Here is a 17445-nt window from a genome sequence, read left to right on the forward strand (position 1 = left end):
ACGTGTGAGGGTCGAGGAGGTGCGGACCCACGCGTTCGAGGTCCCCACCGACGGTCCGGAAGGGATGGAGGAGGACGGCACGCTCCGGTGGGAGTCCACGACCATGATCCTCGTGGAGGTGCGCGCCGAAGGCCGTACGGGGATCGGGTACACCTACGGGGACGTCTCGGTCGCCGCCTTCATCGACTCGAAGCTGGCGCCCGTCGTCCGGGGCGGTGACGCGCTCGCCCCGGCGGCGGCCTGGCATCGCATGTTCGCCGGGATCCGGAACGCCGGACGTCCCGGTGCCGGCGCGATGGCGGTGTCCGCCGTCGACATCGCGCTGTGGGACCTCAAGGCGCGGCTGCTCGGGCTTCCGCTGTTCCAGGTGCTGCCCGCCTTCCATGACGGGGTGCCCGTCTACGGCAGCGGCGGGTTCACGAACTACTCGCTGGAGCGGCTCACCAGCCAGCTCGCCGGCTGGGTCGAGCAGGGCATCGGCCGGGTGAAGCTGAAGACCTCCCGCAGGCCCGGGGAGGACCCGCGGCGGCTGACGGCCGTCCGGGAGGCGATCGGGTCCGGGCCGGAGCTGTACACCGACGCCAACGGCGCCCTGACCCGCAAGGAGGCCCTGTACTGGGCGCGGCGGTTCGCCGAGGAGTGGGGCGTCCGCTGGTTCGAGGAGCCGGTCAGTTCCGACGACACCACGGGGTTGCGGCTGGTGCGCGACCAGGGCCCCGGCGGGCTGGACGTGGCCGCCGGCGAGTACGGATTCATCCTCAAGGACTTCGCCGAGCTGCTCGACGGACCGGCCGTGGACTGCCTGCAGGCCGACGTCACCCGGTGCGGCGGCATCACGGGACTCCTCCAGGTGGCGGGACTGACGTCGGTTCATCAGATCGACCTGTCGGCGCACTGCGCCCCCGCCGCCTCCGTGCACGCGTTCTGCGCCGTGAAGCGGCTCCGCCACCTGGAGTACTTCCACGACCACGTCCGCGTGGAGCAACTGCTCTTCGACGGAACCCTCAGCCCCGCGGACGGCATGCTGGCGCCCGCCGCCGACCGTCCCGGGCTGGGCCTCCAGGTCAAGTGGGACGACGCGGAGCCCTGCCGCGTGTACGGCAGCCGACAGACCTGACCTTTCCCGCAACCGCGACCGCAGCCGCAGAATGGGGACCCTTCACATGGCAACGACCCGCGCAGCGCGGACCCAGGAGGTCCCGGCGAAGACCGATCCCTCGATTCCGGGAGCCCTGCGGGGCCGGCAGACCATCGCGGTCCGCGAGCTGTCCCGCGCACTGCGCAAGGCGGTCAAGGGAGAGGTCCGGTTCGACGCCGGGTCGAAGGCGATGTACGCCAACGACGCCTCGAACTTCCGGCAGGTTCCGATCGGCGTGGTGATCCCGAGAACGCTGGACGACGTGGTGGCCGTCCACCGGATCTGCGAACGGTACGGTGCCCCGGTGCTCAACCGCGGCGGCGGGACGAGCCTGTCCGGCGAGACGGTCAACCACGCCGTCGTGATCGACCATTCCAAATACCTCACCCGAATCGCGGGCATCGACGTCGACGAGCGCCGGGTGACCTGCGAGCCGGGCGTGATCAACGAGGAGCTCAACCGGTACACCGGCCGGTGGAACCTGGTCTTCGGCCCCGATCCGTCGTCGCACTCGCGATGCGTGATCGGCGGCAACATCGGCAACAATTCCTGCGGCATCCACTCCGTCCAGTCGCAGCTGTACGGGCCGGGGCCGCGCACCTCCGACAACGTCCACGCCATGGAGGTCGTGACCTACGGCGGCGACCGTTTCTGGGTCGGTGTGAACGAGGAGGAACACCTCGACGACATCATCGCCGCCGGCGGGCGCAAGGGCGAGATCTACGCCGCGCTGCGCGACCTGCGGGAACGCTATGCCGACGCCATCCGCGCCGGCTTCCCGTCCGTGGCGGAGATGCCGCGGCGCGTCTCGGGCTTCAACCTCGATGAGCTCCTGCCGGAGAACGGATTCAACGTCGCGCGCGCCCTGGTCGGCACCGAGAGCACCTGCGCGACGGCCCTGCGGAGCGTGCTCCTGCTCACCCCCGCCCTTTTCAAGCGGACGCTCGTGGTGGTCGAGTACGACGAACTCGCGGACGCAGCCGAGAACTGCTCGGAGATCGTCGAACGATTCCGTCCGATCGGTCTGGAGGCGCTGGACCACCGGTTGATCGAAGACCAGCAGATGCAGAACAAGAATGTCCCCGACATCGAAGAGCTGCCGCGCCAGGGCGGCGGCGCGTGGCTTCTCGTCCAGTTCGGTGCCGACACCGCCGAAGAGTCGCTGGTCCAGGCCGAGCGGTTCACCGACTGGCTGACCAGGGAGAAGAGGTACGCCCCGGACCGGATGGTCACGGTCAAGAGCGCTCAGGAAGGCGGCTGGAGCGGGGATCTGTGGGCGATCCGTGAGGCCGGTCTCGGATCCACGGCGTTCCCGCCCGGTGAGGACCACTGGCCCGGCTGGGAGGACTCGGCCGTCCCTCCGCCCCGAGTCGGCGAGTACACCCGCGCTCTGCGCCGCCTCATGGACCGGCACGGGATCGAGGGCGCCATGTACGGCCATTTCGCGCAGGGCTGCATTCATTCCCGCATGAGCTTCGACCTGCGCAGCACCCGGGGAATCGCACGCTACCGGGCTTTCATGCAGGACGCCGCCGACCTCGTCGCGTCCAACAACCACTTCCACACCGATGTGGGGGTCGCCTGCGTCGAGGCGATCGAAGCGGCGGGCTGGCGGGTGATCATGCCCGAGGGCCATGTCTGCTGCGGGCGTCCGCTCTACGACTACGGCTTCCTCAGCGCCGCCGAAAGGTACCTCCACCGCGTCCTGGACGTTCTGCGCCCGCATATCCGGGCCGGCACGCCTGTCGTCGGGATGGAGCCGAGCTGCCTGGCCGTCTTCAAAGACGAACTCACCCAGCTCCTGCCGCATGACGACGACGCGGCCCGGCTCGCCGCCGCCTCCCACCACTTCGCCGAGTTCTTCCAGGCCTACGGCATCACTCCGCCCAAGCTGTCCGGCGAAGGGAAGGCCCTGCTGTGGGGGCACTGCCACCATCGCGCCACCGGCGGAATGGACCCGGAGAAGAAACTGCTGGAGCAGATGGGGCTCGACACCGAAAGCCTCAAGGGCGGCTGCTGCGGCCTCGCCGGCTCCTGGGGCTTCGAATCCGGAAAGTACGACATCTCGATGGACTGCGGCGAACAGGCATTGCTCCCGGCCGTCCGGGAAGCCGAGGACACCACGTCCATCGTCGCGAACGGCTTCTCCTGCCGGACGCAGATCGAACACGCCAAGACCGGACGGCGAGCCCTGCACGTCGCCCAGCTGATGCAACTCGTCCGCGACCAGAATGGCCGTCTCCCGCCCGGCCGGCCGGAGCGGATTCACGGCGACGGCGAACGGAAGCCGGCTCCGCCCATGACCTACCGTGCCGCCCGCGTCTCGGCGGTGGCCGCCGCCTGCGGAGCCGCGGCATTCGCCGCCGATCACGCCCTGCGCCGACGAAGCGCAGGACGGGCAAGACGCGGCCGCCGTGGTCCTTACCGTCGTTGACGGCGACCGCTGGCCCGCTGGGGCGGTCCCCGCCGTCCGGTCATCGTTGACGCGCAGGGGCCGCCAGGCCGGATTGCGGTAGCCCGGTGCTGAACGTGACTGCGGAGGCGGTGCTTCGGTGCGGGCGCAAGCCGGCAGAACTGAGTGGGTACTTCGGGCGTAGCCGTGGGGTGCGGCGTTCGATGACGGGGCGGGCGATCGCGGGTCAGGCGCAGGGGAAGTGCTGGGCCGCGGTTTCGGTGGTGTGGCGGTGGTCGGTGTGGCGGGTTCGGATCGCGGTCGCGGCCGCGGCCTCCAGGACAGGTGCCAGCCGGTTCTCAGGATTCATGGCGGTTCCCTTCGTCGTCGCGGTGGGCGAGACCCGCCGCCAGGAGTCCGACGCCCAGTCCCAGCCACAGGGAGAAGGTCGACCCGGTGCCCTCGATCCACTTCTCGCCGAGGGACTGCTCGACCGGCACCACCACGGCCGCCGCCAGGAAGGCGGCCCCCGCCGCCATCGCGGGGATCCGCAGTCCGAGGAGGCCCGCGACTCCCGCCAGGACGCCCAGGACGGCGGCGATCACCACGGCCGTCCCCGGCATCGCGACCATCTCCCACGGGTCCCCTTCGGCGGCCGTGAAGACGACGCTGACCAGCGAGGCCAGGCCGAGGGCGAGCACGGCACGATCCGGAGCCTTCACGACAACCTCCCCAGGAGCCGGACGGCGCGGTTCGGCGACCGAAGCCAGACCGGGCGCCACAGCTCGTCGATCCCGTAGGCGCGGCCCGCCGCGGTCGCCAGCAGCGCCAGGTGGGCCAGCAGCATCAGGAAGTACGCCCAGTGCCACTCGTGCGGCGCGTACAGCACCGAGAACGTGATCACCAGGGACTGCCCCATGCCCACCAGCGCCCAGAACCGGGTCAGCAGGCCGATCAGGAGGAAGGCCCCCAGGGACGCCTCCACGAGCAGGGTCGCCCACCCGAAGAAGACGAAATTCTCCAGAACGACATGTTCCACGAACCACGCCCACGGCGGAAATACCTCGTAATCGATGGCAAATCGCGTGAACCTATACAACGCGCCGTTGTTCTTCTCCCCGAAGTGCGGCGGATACTTCCACCCCGAGTTCTGGATCCACATCAGGGCCACGCCCACGCGCACGACGGCAATTCCCGCCTTCGACGCCACGGGCGTGCCTGCGACGCCGACCGGCTCGTCCATAGCACCTCCTCCGGGAAATTGACCTGTCCAATTCAACCGCCGGGAGACGGCGTTCACCAATACCCCGGGTCCTTACGAACTGCGAACGTCCACCGGTTCAGAGAAGTGATGGCCGGCGCCGCCGCAGGGCCGTGGAGGAGTGCGACCGGTGGCGATTCGTACCGGTGGCCCCTGGTGAAGGCGATTCACGACCGGGTCTCCGGGGACGAGGGGGCGGGCCGGCCGGAAGAGGTGGGCCGAGGTGCCGCAGGCGGTCAGGGTGTCCTGTGTCACGGCGGCGCTGGTTCCGGAGGAGACGGCGGTCAGCCACGCGGCGCGTACATGATGACCGCGACGCCGATCAGGCAGACCAGGGCGCCGGTGATGTCCCACCGGTCGGGTCGGAACCCGTCGGCGACCATGCCCCAGGCGAGTGATCCGGCGACGAACACGCCACCGTAGGCGGCCAGGATGCGGCCGAAGTGGGCGTCAGCCTGCAAGGTCGCCACGAATCCGTAGAGGCCCAGCGCCACCACGCCGGCGCCGGCCCAGGCCAGGCCGCGGTGCTCGCGCACGCCCTGCCAGACCAGCCAGGCGCCGCCGATCTCGGCGAACGCCGCCAGGGCGAACAAGGCGATGGAGCGCAGCACGGTCATGGCGAGCACCTTAGGAAAGCGGTGTGCGGGTGCTGCAGGGGCTAGGACGTCGGGCCGGTGTCGTGACGGGGAGAGAGGCCGAAGCTGCGGCGCAGCAGGCGGTCGAGAAGGCGCTGGGGCATGAGGGTCTTCAGGAGCGGTACCCAGCGTCCGTCGCGTCCTGCCCCGTAGCGGTACCGCGGCGACCGGGCGCGGGCGATCTTGACGATGAGGGCGGCCACCTTGTCCGGGTCGCCGCCGCCTCGCAGGCTCTGCCGAAGGGTGCGGCGGGCGGCCTCGCGCGCACCGTCATAGTCGGCGATGGCCGCTTCGGACGCCGACGAGGCTTTCAGGACGCCGGTGGTGAACGCACCGGGCTCCACCAGGCTGACCGAGATGCCCAGCGGCCACACCTCATGCCGAAGGGCCTCGGTGTAGCGAGCGACGGCCGCCTTGGACGCCGCGTAGAACGCCTCCCCCGGCTCGCCGACCCACGAGGCCAGCGAGCCGATGTTGATGATGCGGCCCCGCCGGCGGTGGCGCATGCCGGGCAGCGCGGCGTTGGTCACTCGCGCGACGCCGAACAGGTTGGCCGCGAACACCGCGTGGGCGTCCTGCAGAGTCGTTTCCTCCGCGAACCCCTCATGCATGATCCCGGCGTTGTTGACCAGCACATCGATGCGTCCGGCCCGGTCCAGCACCTGGTTCACGCAATGGGCGACGGACTCGTCGGAGCGCACGTCCAGCCGCAGCATCTCCACGCCGTGCTCGTCGGGGCGGTCGCGGCGGCTCGTCCCGAACACCCGGAAGCCGTTCTCGGCGAACAGCTGGGCCGTCGCCCTGCCGATCCCCGAGGATGCCCCAGTGATCAGGACGACCCCGTCGGATTTCTGCCGATGCCACATCACCATCCAGCATGCCAGTGCCGTCCCGCACCCCCTACAGCGGCCACCGGGTGGCTCGCCGTGTGCGCGGGTCGGCCGCGGCCGGTTTTTGGACGCCGCCTCCGATCAGACCAGGTCGTGGTCTGCCGGCGCGGTCACCGGGCAAAATCCGGTCACGGTGCGCTTGTGCACGTCGGCGCCGGGTAGGCAGCGTCCGACCAGGGGGGAGAAATGATCAGCACACTTCACGGGCGGGGCGTGGAATCCACCCTCGTGTACGCGGCCGGCGTCGCCTCGGTCGGCGCGGCGATCGCCTCATGGGCCGCATCGAACCGGCTCGGGACAGCGGGTCTCGAACCGGCGGCGATGCGATAGCCGCCCGGAAGCGCAGGCCGGTCGTGGATCACCACTCGGACACCACGCGCGAAGACCTGTGCCTGGTGACGGGTGCCGGCGGCTACATCGGGGGGCGACTCGTCCCCGAGTTGCTGGACGCCGGTCACCGGGTGCGGTGCATGGCGCGGTCGGCGCGGCGGCTGCGCGATCACCCCGGTTCCCGGTGGTCTCGCGCGCCCTCTGGTGGAGTCGCTGCGCAACGAGGTCGTCTGCAGCGAGAACGACATCAGCCGGTATGTCGCGCCACCGCCGGAGGGCCCGATCGGCTTCGACGATTCGGTCGCGCTGGCGCTGCGCCGGGTCCGTGAAGCGGACGTCGCCACACGCTGGTCGTCGGCCGCCGTCCCCCGGCGCCCCCAGCGATCCGCTGCCGACGGATCCCGACTGGACCGGCGGCAGTCTCTACACCGACGACCGGTCGTGCCGCACGGACGCGAGGCCGGAGCGGCTGTGGGAGGTCATCGAGGGGATCGGCGGGGAACGCGGCTGGTACTCGTTCCCGATCGCGTGGCGGGCACGGGGCGTCCTCGACCGGCTGGTGGGCGGTGTCGGGCTGCGGCGGGGCCGCCGGGACCCGCGGCGGCTGCGCATCGGAGAGACCGTGGACTTCTGGCGCGTGGAGGAGATCGAGACGGGACGGCTGCTGCGGTTGCGCGCCGAGATGCGGCTGCCCGGCCTGGCCTGGCTGGAACTGGGGGTGTCGGAGGAGGACGGCCGCACCCTGGTCACGCAGCGGGCGCTGTTCCATCCGCGGGGACTGGCGGGCCACGCGTACTGGTGGGCGTTCCGGCCGTTCCACGACCGGATCTTCGGAGGGATGTGCCGCGGCATCGCCCGCGCCGCCGAGCGACCCTGCGCGGCCGTGGAGGACGGCACCTGAAGTTCCTGAAGTAAAGTCGGAAGAGCCGGGGAACCGCGACATCCAGCCCAGAGGCTGACTCGCCCCACCGGCTCACCCCCCGAGAGGGGACGTCTTGCCGCTCCTGAGAGACCTCATCGCCCCGGCTCCTTGGCGACACGGATGAACCCGGGGCCCGGCCTGAGCCTCGGCGTCCTGGCGCGCACGGCCAAGGAGAACGAGCACCGCCAGCCGATACATCCGCTGCACCTCCAGCGGATCGACCCGGGGCTGCGGTCGCGCATCTACCTCGAACGCGGCTACGGCGAGAGCTTCGGCATCCCGGACGAGCAACTCGCTCCCCATGTCGCCGGGCTGCTGCCCCGCGACCGGCTCATCGCCCGCTGCGACGTCATCCTGCTGCTCAAACCGCTGCCCCACGACCTCAAGGAACTGCGCCCCGGCCAGATCCTGTGGGGCTGGCCGCACTGCGTCCAGGATCAGGAGCTCACCCAGGCCGCCATCGACGGGCGGCTCACACTGATCGCGTTCGAAGCGATGAACCACTGGACGCCGGACGGCGGGTTCAACCTGCACGTCTTCCACAAGAACAACGAGCTCGCCGGCTACTCCTCCGTCCTGCACGCCTTGGCCCTCACCGGCTCCACCGGCGCCTACGGCCGGCGGCGCCGCGCCGCCGTCATCAGCTTCGGGGCGACCGCCCGGGGCGCGGTCACGGCCCTCAACGCCCACGGCATCCACGATGTCCACGTCCTGACCCACCGGGGCGTCAGCGCCGTCGCTTCCCCCATCCACTCCGCACAGATCGTCCACTTCGACCGTGACCCTGAGGCCCCAGCCCGCACCCGCGCCCTCACCGATGACGGCCCGATCGCGACGGCCGCCTTCCTCGCCCGGCACGACATCGTCGTCAACTGCGTCCTGCAGGACACCGGCGCCCCGCTGATGTTCGCCACGAACGACGACCTGCCGCTCTTCTCCCCCGACACCCTCATCGTCGACGTCTCCTGCGATGCGGGAATGGGCTTCGAATGGGCCCGGCCGACCACGTTCACCGACCCCATGTTCACGGTCGGCCGCAACATCCGCCACTACGGCGTCGACCACAGCCCCTCCTACCTGTGGGACTCCGCGACCTGGGAGATCAGCCAGGCCCTGATACCGCACCTGTCGACCGTCCTCGCGGGCCCCGCCGCCTGGGACGCCGACAAGACCATCCGGCGGGCCGTCGAGATCCGCGACGGCGTCGTCCAGAACCCCGCCATCCTGTCGTTCCAGCACCGCTCCCCCGACTACCCGCACACCACGAACCCTGAGGGCTAGGGCCGTGGGGTGAGGACCGCCGGCAGGCCAGGGGCCTGTATGTGGTCGTGAGGGTGGGACGCCGGTCCCCTCGACGCCTCGGCTTCGGTGCGTGCCGTGGAGACCGGGACGGTGAACAGGCGTTGGGGGCCTTGCCGCAAGGGAAGGCGGCAAGGCCCCCCAAACCGAACCCGTGTGGGTTGGGACGGGCTATAGCTGGGTCCCAGGCGTCCCGGCGGTGCGCGGTCAGATATGGGCGAGGACGATGACGTGGCGTCCGCTGTGAGCGTCACCGGCGCCGTCCCCAGCACGATGATCTTTGACATGTCCCGGGGGTTCGGTGGGACGTCGGGCCTCCAGGGGGGCTCGTATTATGCTCATACTATGAGTCAGCGGGAACGACAGAAAGCCGAGTCCCGGCAACGGATCGTTCGGTCTGCGGTGAACCTGCTCAGAGAACGCGGGCTGGCCGACGTGAGCGTCTCCGAGGTCATGGCCGGCGCGGGCCTGACCGTCGGCGGATTTTATGCGCATTTCCCGTCCAAGGGGAGGCTTGCCGAGGAGGCGGTCCGGCAGGCGATGCTCGACCGGCGCGAACAGTTCCTCGATCGCCCCGATGAGGACGGCTGGCGGCTCCGGCTGCAGTCGGCCATGCAGGGGTACTTCTCTGAACGGCATCGGGACGATGTTCGTCACCGCTGCCCGATGCCGATGGCGGCCATCGACGCGGCTCGCGACGGAAGTGCCGCCACGGTTTTCACCGAGGAGATGGCGGAAATGGCGAAGGCGTTCGAGGCCGGCGCCGATCCCACCGGCCCACGGGCCCCGCGAGACGCGGCGCTGGGCTCATTGGCACTGATGGTGGGGGGCATGATCCTGGCCCACGCCACCCGGGGGACGCCGCTCTCAGGTGAATTTCTGGAGTCGGTGTCGCGCTTTGGCGCCGCCGCGGTCGAAGACTTGGAGGAACAGGTATGAGCGGCAAAGGGGCCTGGTATGTCGTCGTGCAGTCCGTCTTGATACTGGCCGCGTTGCTCGCGCCGGTGCTCGGTATCCGTTCGGCTTCCTGGCCCGGCGCCCTCGCCGTGGCGGGCGGCCTGCTCGCTGCAGCACGGCATCTTCTCCGTCATCCGCCATCCCATCTACACCGGCCTGACCGTGTTCTTGCTCGGCTGGGGCCTGGCCTGGAGCAGCCCCGCCACCGTGGTGGGAGCGCTGATTCTCTTCGTGTTCTTCGACTTCAAAGCGCGGCGGGAGGAGCGCTGGCTGGAGGCGCAGTTCGCCGGTTACGCCACGTACAAGCGGCAGGCGAAGAAGCTGGTCCCGTTCATCTATTGAGCAGAATCCATCCAGGTACCGGTCACGTTCCGCCACTCCGGTCGGGGAAGCACGCGGGTGCCGCCGCGGTGTGACGGCATTGTCGGCGAGTGCGGCGGCACCCGTGGAGCGCCTGTCACTCGCGAGTTCCCGCGGTGGCGGCGGTGTGGTTTCGGGTGTGGGCGGCGCGGTGGGCGGCCATGCGGACGGGCGCGTTGGCGGTGCCGTAACCGGTATAGCCGGAAGAGCGCTGGACGATCTCGAAGAAGACCCGCGACCCGAGAATCTCGGTGCAGAGGTGGAAGTACTCGGCGTCGCCGTCCCGGTCGTAGAAGACGTTGTGCTCGCGAAGTGCGGCGAGCAGGGCGGGGGCCGGGGCGAGCCGGGCGTCCAGGTCGTGGTAGTAGTTGGCGGGGACGTTCAGCAGCGGGGCGCCGCGGTCGCGCAGGGCCTGCGCGGTGCGGAAGATGTCGTCGGTGTGGAAGGCCACGTGCTGGGGGTCGGGGACGGCCGGGGCCCAGGAGCCGCGGCGCAGCAGGGTCCCGTCGAGCAGGAGGCGGAGCCGGCGGCCGGGGTCGGTGACGGCCCGGCTGCGCACCAGCCCGAAAGGCGCGGCGAGTTCGGCGTCGTGCTCGGGCGCGAGCCCGAACAGGGACCGGTAGAAGAGGGTCGCCTCGTCGAACGCGTCGAAGGGCTGCGACAGGGCGAGGTGGTCGATCGCGGTGATGCCGGTCCGGGCCGGTCCCGGCGTGCCGGAGAGGATGAAGTCGCCGAGCCAGCCGTCCGGGGCGCCGGTCCGGCAGAAGAAGACGGCGGTGCCGTCGGGGGCGGCCACCGATGTCAGGTCGGCCTCGGCCGCGCCGCGGGTCCGCGGCAGGGCGGGGGCCAGCAGCGCGGTCGCGCGCCGCCCCGAGCGTTCCGGGTCGCCGGTCTCGACGGCGAACGCGCCGATGGCGGCACGGGCCGTGCCGGTGGCGTTGAGCAGGACCCGGGCGTCGCCCTGTTGCCAGAGCTGCACCGGCTTGGACCGATGCTGCCCGATGTGCGCGAAACCGGTGGCGGCCAGGGTCCGGGCCACCTCGGTGCCGGACTCGGCGTCGACCGCCAGCTCAACGAAGGCGAAGCCCTCCGGCGCCGGTGCGGGCGGGGGCGGCGCGGCGCGTCCACGGCGGGCCACCGCTGCGGGGTCGCGGCGGGCCACCGCTGCGGTCTCACGGCGGGCCGCTGCGGGATCGCGGCGCCCGAGCCCCTCCTCCAGCACGATCAGGGAACGCATCGCGTCGACGGCAGCGCGGTCGGGGGGCGCCTGCCGGAAGACGTCGTTGAAGACCTCCAGCGACAGCGGGCCGGGGTAGCCGGCCGCGAGCACCCGCGAGGTGAAGCGGGCGAGGTCGAAGGCTCCCTGCCCCGGGAAGAGCCGGTGGTGGCGACTCCACTGGAGCACGTCCATGCGCAGGTGCGGGGCGTCGGCGAGTTGGAGGAAGAAGAGCTTCTCGGCGGGGAACCCCGAGATGCCCGCGATGTCGCCGCCGCGTGACAGCACGTGGAAACTGTCGAGGCACAGACCCAGCGCGGGATGGTCGGCCCGCAGGACGATGTCCGCCGAACGCTCCCAGGTCCGGACGAACTTCCCCCAGGCCAGAGCCTCGTAGGCGACCCGGACCCCATGGTCGGCGGCGACGTCGGCGAGTGCGCGCAGTTGCCCTGCGGCCAGGGCGTCGTCGTCGACGGCCTCGGGCGCGACCGACGAGCACACCAGGACGGTCCCGGCGCCGAGCCGCCGCGCCAGCGCGAACTTGTGCGCCGCCCTGCGCAGGTTGCGCAGGTGCAGCTCCTCCGGGACGGCTTCGAAATCGCGGAACGGCTGGTAGAGCTCGACGGTCAGGCCGAGGCCGGCGCAGCGTTCGGCGACCTGTTCGGGGCTGAGCGGACAGGCGAGGAGGTCGTTCTCGAAGATCTCGACGCCGTCGAAACCGGCGGCCGCGGCCGCGCTCAGCTTGTCCTCCAGCGTGCCCGACAGGCACACCGTCGCGATCGACCGTCGCATGGTCCTTCCCTCCATCTCCGCCCTCCGTTCCTGGGCGGGCGGTTCGCGGCCCGCCGCCGGAGCGGGCCGCGAACCGCCCCGCTCCGGCCGATGCCCCGGGCCCGCGACGGCCTGCCGGACCGCCACGTCGGGGCCGGGTTCGCCGGGTCAGGGAGCGGTCGAGCGGATCGTCTTGTACAGCTCGGCCTGCTCGCCGTCGAGGTTCTCGTTGAAGTACGCCCTGGCCTTCGCGGCGAACGCGGCGCGGTCGACGTCCTCGACGATCGTGGGCTTGCCCTTGCCCTTCCACTCGGCGAGGATCTTCGCCTCGTCCTCCTCGATGCACTTCCGGTTGCCGGCGCGGGTGTCCGAGACGGCCTTCTGCAGGGCCTTCTGCTGCTCGGGCGTGAGCTTCTTCCAGCTGTCGTCGTTGACGACGATGAGCTGGGAACCGGTCTGGTGGCCGGAGAGGTTGACGTGGGTCTGGACCTCGTCGAGGCTCTTCTCCGCGATCGTCGGGACCGGGTTCTCCTGCCCATCGATGATCTTGCGCTGGAGGCTGAGGTACAGCTCCTCGAACGCGACCGCGGTGGGCGTGGCGCCGACGGCCTTGGCGTTCTCCAGGTAGATCTTGGAGTCGGGGAACCGCATCCGCAGGCCCTTGAGGTCGTCGGGCGTACGGATCGCGGAGTTGGCGGTGAAGTGCCGCATCCCGAAGTACCAGACGTCCAGCACGCGGGCGCCGGTCGCCTTGGCGAACTCCGTCTTCAGGCGGGTGCCGTGCTGCCCGTCGAAGAAGGTGAACAGGTGGTCCGGCCCGTCGAACACGTAGGCCATGTCCAGGACGCCGATGGGGGCGTAGCTCGCGGCCAGCGCGGAGGAGCCCTGCACGTCCATGTCGAGGTCGCCGGACCGCACGGAGGTGAAGCGCGTGGAGTCGTTGCCGAGCTGGCTGTTGGGGAACGTCTCGATCTTCACTCCGAGGTCCCGGCCGTTGACCGCGTCGGCGACGACCTGGATGCCGCAGCGGGTGTGCGGATGGTTGGTGGTGTAGCTGTTGGCGAAGGACAGCGTGACGGTTCCTCCGTCGTCTCCGCTGTTCATCGCGCTGCAGCCGGTCGCCACGACGGCCGCGGCGGTCAGGGTCAGCAGCGCCTTGTGGGGGGTTTTCGGCATTTGCCTTGCTCCTCACGGGGGTGGGGTGCCGGGTCGCGGTCGCGGATGGTGACGGCCCGGGATCGCTACAGGCCGAGCAGCCGGGGCAGGAAGGTGACGGTCGCGGGGACGAAGGTCACCAGCAGCAGGACGGCCAGGAGCGGGAGCAGGAACGGGAGGGTGCCGCGGAAGACCTCGTGGACCGGCATGCGCACGACGGGGCTCATGACGTAGAGCACCGCGCCGATCGGCGGTGTGAGCAGGCCGATCATCAGGTTCATGATGATGATCACGCCGAAGTGCATCGGGTCGACGCCGAACTCGGCGGCGATCGGCAGCAGGATCGGCACCGTGATCACCAGGACCGAGATGCCCTCCAGGATGGCGCCCAGCAGGATCATCAGCACGTTGACCAGCAGCAGGAAGACGAGGGGGTCGTCGGTGAGGCCGAGCATCGCCTCGGAGACCCGCTGGGGGATCCGCTCACGGGCGAGGATCCAGGCGAGGAGTCCGGACGCGCCGACGATCAGGGTGATCGACGCCGTGGTCGCGGCGGTCTCCCGGGCGATGCCGAACAGGTCCCGCCAGGTGATGCGGCCGTAGACGGCGCCGAGGACGAGCACGTAGGCGGCCCCCACCGCCGCGGCCTCGGTGGGGGTGAACACCCCGCCGAGGATGCCGCCGAGGATGATCACCGGAGCGCCCAGGGGGCCGAGGACGCGCAGCCCCGCGCGGCGCAGGGTAGCCCAGGAGAAGGGGTCGCCGCGCAGGCCGCTCCGGCGGCGCACCAGCACGTAGACCATGACGGCCAGACCCGCCGCCATGAGGAGCGCGGGGGCGACGGAGGCGGCGAACAGCGCCCCGGTCGAGACTCCGGCGATGCCGGCATAGACGACCGCGGGGATGCTCGGCGGCATGACCGGCCCGATCAGGCTGGAGGAGGCGCTGATGCCGACGGCGAACCGCGGCGGGTAGCCGTTGCGGACCATCGCGGGGACCTCGACCTTGCCGAGGCCTGCGGCGTCGGCGAGCGCCGAACCGCTCATCCAGGAGAACCCTAGGCTCACCCCGATGTTGACGTAGCCGAGGCTGCCCTTGACCCGGCCGGCGGCGGCGAGCGCGAACTCGAACAGCCGGTCGGCGATCCCGGCGTGGTTGGCGACGACGCCGAGGAGGATGAAGAGCGGGACGGCCAGCAGCGGGAAGCTGTTGACCGCCTCGGTGGCCTGCCGGACGCTCAGGCCCGCCGAGTATCCCTCCAGGGAGACGTAGGTGAGGCAGGGGCCGAGCAGCGCGAACGCCACGGGGACGCGCAACAGCAGGAGCGCGGCGATGGCCACGGCGAGTAGCACCATGCTCATGTCGGCTGCTGGTCCTCTCGGTTGTCGGGACCGGCCTGGCCGCCTTCGGCGGTCTCGTCCGTCTCGTCCACCTCGTCCGTTTCGGGTTCCGGCCGGAACACGGCGACGATGGAGCGGACGGTCGTGAGGAGCAGTCCGGCGAGCGGGATGACGTAGAACAGGCGCATCGGCATGCCGAGCGCGGGCGAGGCCTGCGCGTTGTCGGCCGTGACCAGGACCCACGCCTCGTAGAGAAGGTTGAGGCAGACGATGGCGACGGTTGCGTTGGCGACGGCGCCGATGACGCGCAGCAGCCGGGGACCGGCCACGATGTCGACGAGTTTCAGGGTGATGTGGCCGTCGCGCGCCGCGAGGTAGCCCGACATGGCGAAGGTGAGCCAGACGAAGCTGAACCGCGCGAGTTCGCCGGTCCAGACCCAGCCGCCGGCGGGCAGGTAGCGCTGCGCGGCCTGGAGCAGCATCAGCGCGCCGATCACCGCCAGCAGGAGGCTGCCGGTGATCGCCTCGGCCAGGGACAGCGCCCGCAGGACGCGGCCGGGCCGGCGACCCGGGGCCGCGGTGGTGACAGGGGTCATCGGTGGTCCTCCCCCCAGTCGGACAGGTCGATCCAGGACTTGCCGGGTGCCGTCCGCGCCTCGGCGAAGGCACGTTCGGCCTGCCGCGGGGGCACGCCCGGCCGCAGCAGCCCGGCCAGCCGGGGAGCCGCACCGGCGACCGCCGCAACGGTCGCGGCGAAGTCGTCCGGGTGGTCGTAGATGAGGGAGCCCCGCACCTGGAGCTGCCGCCGCGTCAGCTCCATCGTCGACAGCCCGACCGGTTCGCTGCTCATGCCGATCACCATGACGGTTCCGCCGGTCGCGACCTTGTGCGCCGACGTCTCCCAGGCGGCGGGGACTCCGGCGGTGTCGAAGACGAACGCGAAGGGACGCTCGTCGTCGGGGGCGACGGCCCGGGCTCCGATCCGCTCGGCGGCCACGACCCGGTCGGCCCGCGGGTCGGTGACGAACACCCCGGCTCCGGCCTCCAGGAGCGACAGGCAGGTGAGGAGGCCCTGCGATCCGGCGCCGACGACCAGGCACTCGGTACCGGGACCCACGCCGGCGCGCCGCACCGCCGACCGGGCGACCGCGAACGGCTCGACGCAGGCCAGCGTTCCGGCGCCGACCGGGGACGGCACCGGCCAGGCGAACCGCGCGGGGACGGCGACCCGTTCGGCGAGCAGTCCCGGGACGGTGATGCCGGGGCTGAGCCTGCGCTCGCAGCCGGAGGTCAGGCCGCGCGCGCACGGCGAGCAGGAGAAGCAGCAGTAGTTGGGCTCGACGACCACTTGCTGCCCGACATGCCGGTCGTGCACGGCCGACCCCACGGCGACGATCCGCCCGCCGCCCTCATGTCCCGGCACCCAGGGCAGGGCCGGTGTGGGGCGGGTGCCGTCGTGGACGGCGAGGTCCGACCCGCACAGGCCGACCGCGCTCATCGCGACGACCACGTCGTGACGTCCGGGTTCCGGCTCCGCCCAGGAGTCCACGACCTCGGTGCGCCGGGGTTCCGTCAGGACGATTGCCCGCATGTGATCCGTTCTTCGCGCACGGGTGGCGGTGCCCGCTGTGACCCCCGCCACATGTCTCTGATGTGCCGTTGACCCTAAAATCAGTGGTCGAGCGATGGCAAGCGGTTGCCAAAACTTTCCATCATGGGAAACTGTGGCCGCGCCGGCGGGCCGAGCGGAGGGTGGGCGAGTGGCAGAGGGAAGAGCGGGCAGCGGACGGCCGACGATCTACCACGTGGCGAAGGAGGCCGGGGTGTCGCCCTCCACGGTGTCGCGTGCGATGTCCAACCCCGGACGCGTCAACGCCGCGACCGCCGCACGGGTGGCCGAGGTCGCCGCCCGGCTCGGCTACCGCACGAACACCCTGGCCCGGGCGCTGCCCTCCGGCCGGACCGACACCCTCGCGCTGTTCGTCTCCGACATCACCAACCCCCACTTCTTCGGGGTCATCCGCGGCGCCGAGCACCAGGCGCGCGCCGCGGGCTGCACGCTCATCGTCGGCGACACCGAGGAGTCACCCGAGGTCGAGGCGCGCAACATCGAACGGCTCGGGCCGTCCGTCGACGGTTTCGTCATCGCGGCGAGCCGCATGTCCGACGAGGAGATCACGAAGCTCTCGGCCGGGCACCGCCTCACCCTGATCAGCCGCCAGGTCGCCGACGTGCCCAGCGTCATCGTCGACCACGCCGAGGGCACCCGCCAGATCGTCGAGCACCTCGCCTCGCTGGGGCACCGCTCGATCGTCTTCCTCGGCGGGCCCCCTCGCTCCTGGCTGGGCGCACGCCGCTGGGAGTCCCTGGCCGCGGCCGCCGGCCGGCACGGCATCTCCACCCGGCGCATCGGGCCCTTTCCCCCCACCGTGGCCGGTGGCGCCGCCGCCGCCGACGCCGCGCTGGGGACGGGCGCCACGGCCGCCGTCGCCCACAACGACCTCCTCGCCATCGGCGTCCTGCGCCGCTGCGCCGAACGGGGCGTGGCCGTGCCCGGGGACATCAGCGTCGTCGGCTACGACGACATCTTCGGCGCGGACTTCTGCTCCCCGCCGCTGACCACTCTCGCCGGCCAGTTCGAGGAGTCCGGCCGTACCGCCGTCGACATGCTCCTGGCCATGCGCGACCGCGACGGCATCCGCCCGGCCCGCGACCAGGTCGTCCTCCCCTCCCACCTCGCCATCCGCCGCACCACCGGCCCCCCGCACTGACCCGGGAC

Annotated in this window: 16 protein-coding genes and 2 pseudogenes; 8 read left to right on the top strand and 10 right to left on the bottom strand. The window is 71.2% G+C overall.

Translation table 11 applies throughout. The features are described from left to right. The first annotated feature begins 4 nt into the window (after positions 1–4). Together ACTWPP_RS04490 and ACTWPP_RS04495 are read left to right on the top strand one after the other, a co-directional pair. Entirely contained in the window at positions 5–1117 is a 1113-nt protein-coding gene (locus tag ACTWPP_RS04490) for an enolase C-terminal domain-like protein (RefSeq protein ID WP_443102788.1), read from the top strand. A gap of 46 nt (positions 1118–1163) precedes the next feature. Further along, entirely contained in the window at positions 1164–3572 is a 2409-nt protein-coding gene (locus ACTWPP_RS04495; RefSeq protein ID WP_443102789.1) for an FAD-binding and (Fe-S)-binding domain-containing protein, read from the top strand. 205 nt (positions 3573–3777) lie between these two features. On the opposite strand, the gene ACTWPP_RS04500 is transcribed toward ACTWPP_RS04495, so the two are convergent. The 5 genes from ACTWPP_RS04500 to ACTWPP_RS04520 all read right to left on the bottom strand — a co-directional run bounded on the left by ACTWPP_RS04500 (position 3778) and on the right by ACTWPP_RS04520 (position 6292). Beyond that, on the bottom strand, positions 3778–3900 hold the full coding sequence (locus tag ACTWPP_RS04500) for a hypothetical protein (protein WP_443102790.1): 123 nt from the start codon (positions 3898–3900) through the stop codon (positions 3778–3780). Next, positions 3890–4252, bottom strand: coding sequence for an Rv1678 family membrane protein (locus ACTWPP_RS04505; RefSeq protein WP_443102791.1), 363 nt, complete (start codon positions 4250–4252; stop codon positions 3890–3892). The genes ACTWPP_RS04500 and ACTWPP_RS04505 overlap by 11 nt, the downstream gene beginning before the upstream one ends. Further along, positions 4249–4773: a TQO small subunit DoxD gene (locus ACTWPP_RS04510; protein ID WP_443102792.1), complete on the bottom strand. Its 525-nt coding sequence runs from the start codon at positions 4771–4773 to the stop codon at positions 4249–4251. Before ACTWPP_RS04510 ends, ACTWPP_RS04505 begins: the two co-directional genes overlap by 4 nt. 302 nt (positions 4774–5075) lie before the next feature. After that, positions 5076–5408: a YnfA family protein gene (locus tag ACTWPP_RS04515; RefSeq protein ID WP_443102793.1), complete on the bottom strand. Its 333-nt coding sequence runs from the start codon at positions 5406–5408 to the stop codon at positions 5076–5078. A 41-nt stretch (positions 5409–5449) separates the two neighbouring features. Further along, positions 5450–6292 (bottom strand): SDR family NAD(P)-dependent oxidoreductase, encoded by an 843-nt coding sequence (locus ACTWPP_RS04520; RefSeq protein ID WP_443102794.1) that lies wholly within the window; start codon positions 6290–6292, stop codon positions 5450–5452. Between the two features lie 296 nt (positions 6293–6588). On the opposite strand from ACTWPP_RS04520, the pseudogene ACTWPP_RS04525 reads away from it, so the two are divergent. From ACTWPP_RS04525 to ACTWPP_RS04545, 5 genes and pseudogenes are all read left to right on the top strand, one after another. Continuing rightward, a pseudogene (locus ACTWPP_RS04525) lies at positions 6589–6759 on the top strand (hypothetical protein); the annotation flags it as partial. 55 nt (positions 6760–6814) lie between these two features. Then, positions 6815–7547 (top strand): annotated as a pseudogene (locus ACTWPP_RS04530) (SDR family oxidoreductase); the annotation flags it as partial. A 141-nt stretch (positions 7548–7688) separates the two neighbouring features. Next, positions 7689–8849 (top strand): N(5)-(carboxyethyl)ornithine synthase, encoded by a 1161-nt coding sequence (locus tag ACTWPP_RS04535; protein WP_443102795.1) that lies wholly within the window; start codon positions 7689–7691, stop codon positions 8847–8849. A gap of 363 nt (positions 8850–9212) precedes the next feature. After that, a complete protein-coding gene (locus ACTWPP_RS04540) occupies positions 9213–9806 on the top strand; it encodes a TetR/AcrR family transcriptional regulator (protein ID WP_443102796.1) in 594 nt (197 codons plus the stop codon). Between the two features lie 138 nt (positions 9807–9944). Continuing rightward, positions 9945–10166 carry a methyltransferase family protein gene (locus ACTWPP_RS04545; protein WP_443103404.1) on the top strand — a complete coding sequence of 74 codons (222 nt, stop codon included), beginning with the start codon at positions 9945–9947 and terminating at the stop codon, positions 10164–10166. A gap of 115 nt (positions 10167–10281) precedes the next feature. Here the strand turns inward: ACTWPP_RS04545 and ACTWPP_RS04550 are convergent, their stop codons facing one another. The 5 genes from ACTWPP_RS04550 to ACTWPP_RS04570 all read right to left on the bottom strand — a co-directional run bounded on the left by ACTWPP_RS04550 (position 10282) and on the right by ACTWPP_RS04570 (position 16257). Further along, positions 10282–12192: a TIM barrel protein gene (locus tag ACTWPP_RS04550; protein WP_443102797.1), complete on the bottom strand. Its 1911-nt coding sequence runs from the start codon at positions 12190–12192 to the stop codon at positions 10282–10284. A 147-nt stretch (positions 12193–12339) separates the two neighbouring features. Continuing rightward, positions 12340–13347: a DctP family TRAP transporter solute-binding subunit gene (locus ACTWPP_RS04555; RefSeq protein ID WP_443102798.1), complete on the bottom strand. Its 1008-nt coding sequence runs from the start codon at positions 13345–13347 to the stop codon at positions 12340–12342. Positions 13348–13412: 65 nt separating this feature from the next. Beyond that, positions 13413–14687 (bottom strand): TRAP transporter large permease, encoded by a 1275-nt coding sequence (locus ACTWPP_RS04560; RefSeq protein ID WP_443102799.1) that lies wholly within the window; start codon positions 14685–14687, stop codon positions 13413–13415. Further along, entirely contained in the window at positions 14684–15262 is a 579-nt protein-coding gene (locus ACTWPP_RS04565; RefSeq protein ID WP_443102800.1) for a TRAP transporter small permease, read from the bottom strand. Before ACTWPP_RS04565 ends, ACTWPP_RS04560 begins: the two co-directional genes overlap by 4 nt. Then, positions 15259–16257 (bottom strand): zinc-dependent alcohol dehydrogenase, encoded by a 999-nt coding sequence (locus tag ACTWPP_RS04570; RefSeq protein WP_443102801.1) that lies wholly within the window; start codon positions 16255–16257, stop codon positions 15259–15261. Before ACTWPP_RS04570 ends, ACTWPP_RS04565 begins: the two co-directional genes overlap by 4 nt. Before the next feature lie 169 nt (positions 16258–16426). Here ACTWPP_RS04570 and ACTWPP_RS04575 point away from each other — a divergent pair, with 169 nt between their 5' ends. Continuing rightward, positions 16427–17437, top strand: a complete 1011-nt coding sequence (locus tag ACTWPP_RS04575; RefSeq protein ID WP_443102802.1) for a LacI family DNA-binding transcriptional regulator — start codon at positions 16427–16429, stop codon at positions 17435–17437. Positions 17438–17445 lie beyond the last annotated feature (8 nt).

The sequence above is a fragment of the Actinomadura sp. 3N407 genome, assembly GCF_052245875.1.
In the GTDB taxonomy this organism is placed as follows: Bacteria; Actinomycetota; Actinomycetes; order Streptosporangiales; family Streptosporangiaceae; genus Spirillospora.

Coding starts and splice junctions, on each gene's coding strand:
- ACTWPP_RS04535 (WP_443102795.1), top strand. CDS start 7,689: ATGAACCCGGGGCCCGGCCTGAGCCTCGGCGTCCTGGCGCGCACGGCC.
- ACTWPP_RS04565 (WP_443102800.1), bottom strand. CDS start 15,262: ATGACCCCTGTCACCACCGCGGCCCCGGGTCGCCGGCCCGGCCGCGTC.
- ACTWPP_RS04570 (WP_443102801.1), bottom strand. CDS start 16,257: ATGCGGGCAATCGTCCTGACGGAACCCCGGCGCACCGAGGTCGTGGAC.
- ACTWPP_RS04500 (WP_443102790.1), bottom strand. CDS start 3,900: ATGAATCCTGAGAACCGGCTGGCACCTGTCCTGGAGGCCGCGGCCGCG.
- ACTWPP_RS04560 (WP_443102799.1), bottom strand. CDS start 14,687: ATGAGCATGGTGCTACTCGCCGTGGCCATCGCCGCGCTCCTGCTGTTG.
- ACTWPP_RS04510 (WP_443102792.1), bottom strand. CDS start 4,773: ATGGACGAGCCGGTCGGCGTCGCAGGCACGCCCGTGGCGTCGAAGGCG.
- ACTWPP_RS04550 (WP_443102797.1), bottom strand. CDS start 12,192: ATGCGACGGTCGATCGCGACGGTGTGCCTGTCGGGCACGCTGGAGGAC.
- ACTWPP_RS04515 (WP_443102793.1), bottom strand. CDS start 5,408: ATGACCGTGCTGCGCTCCATCGCCTTGTTCGCCCTGGCGGCGTTCGCC.
- ACTWPP_RS04520 (WP_443102794.1), bottom strand. CDS start 6,292: ATGTGGCATCGGCAGAAATCCGACGGGGTCGTCCTGATCACTGGGGCA.
- ACTWPP_RS04555 (WP_443102798.1), bottom strand. CDS start 13,347: ATGCCGAAAACCCCCCACAAGGCGCTGCTGACCCTGACCGCCGCGGCC.
- ACTWPP_RS04540 (WP_443102796.1), top strand. CDS start 9,213: ATGAGTCAGCGGGAACGACAGAAAGCCGAGTCCCGGCAACGGATCGTT.
- ACTWPP_RS04495 (WP_443102789.1), top strand. CDS start 1,164: ATGGCAACGACCCGCGCAGCGCGGACCCAGGAGGTCCCGGCGAAGACC.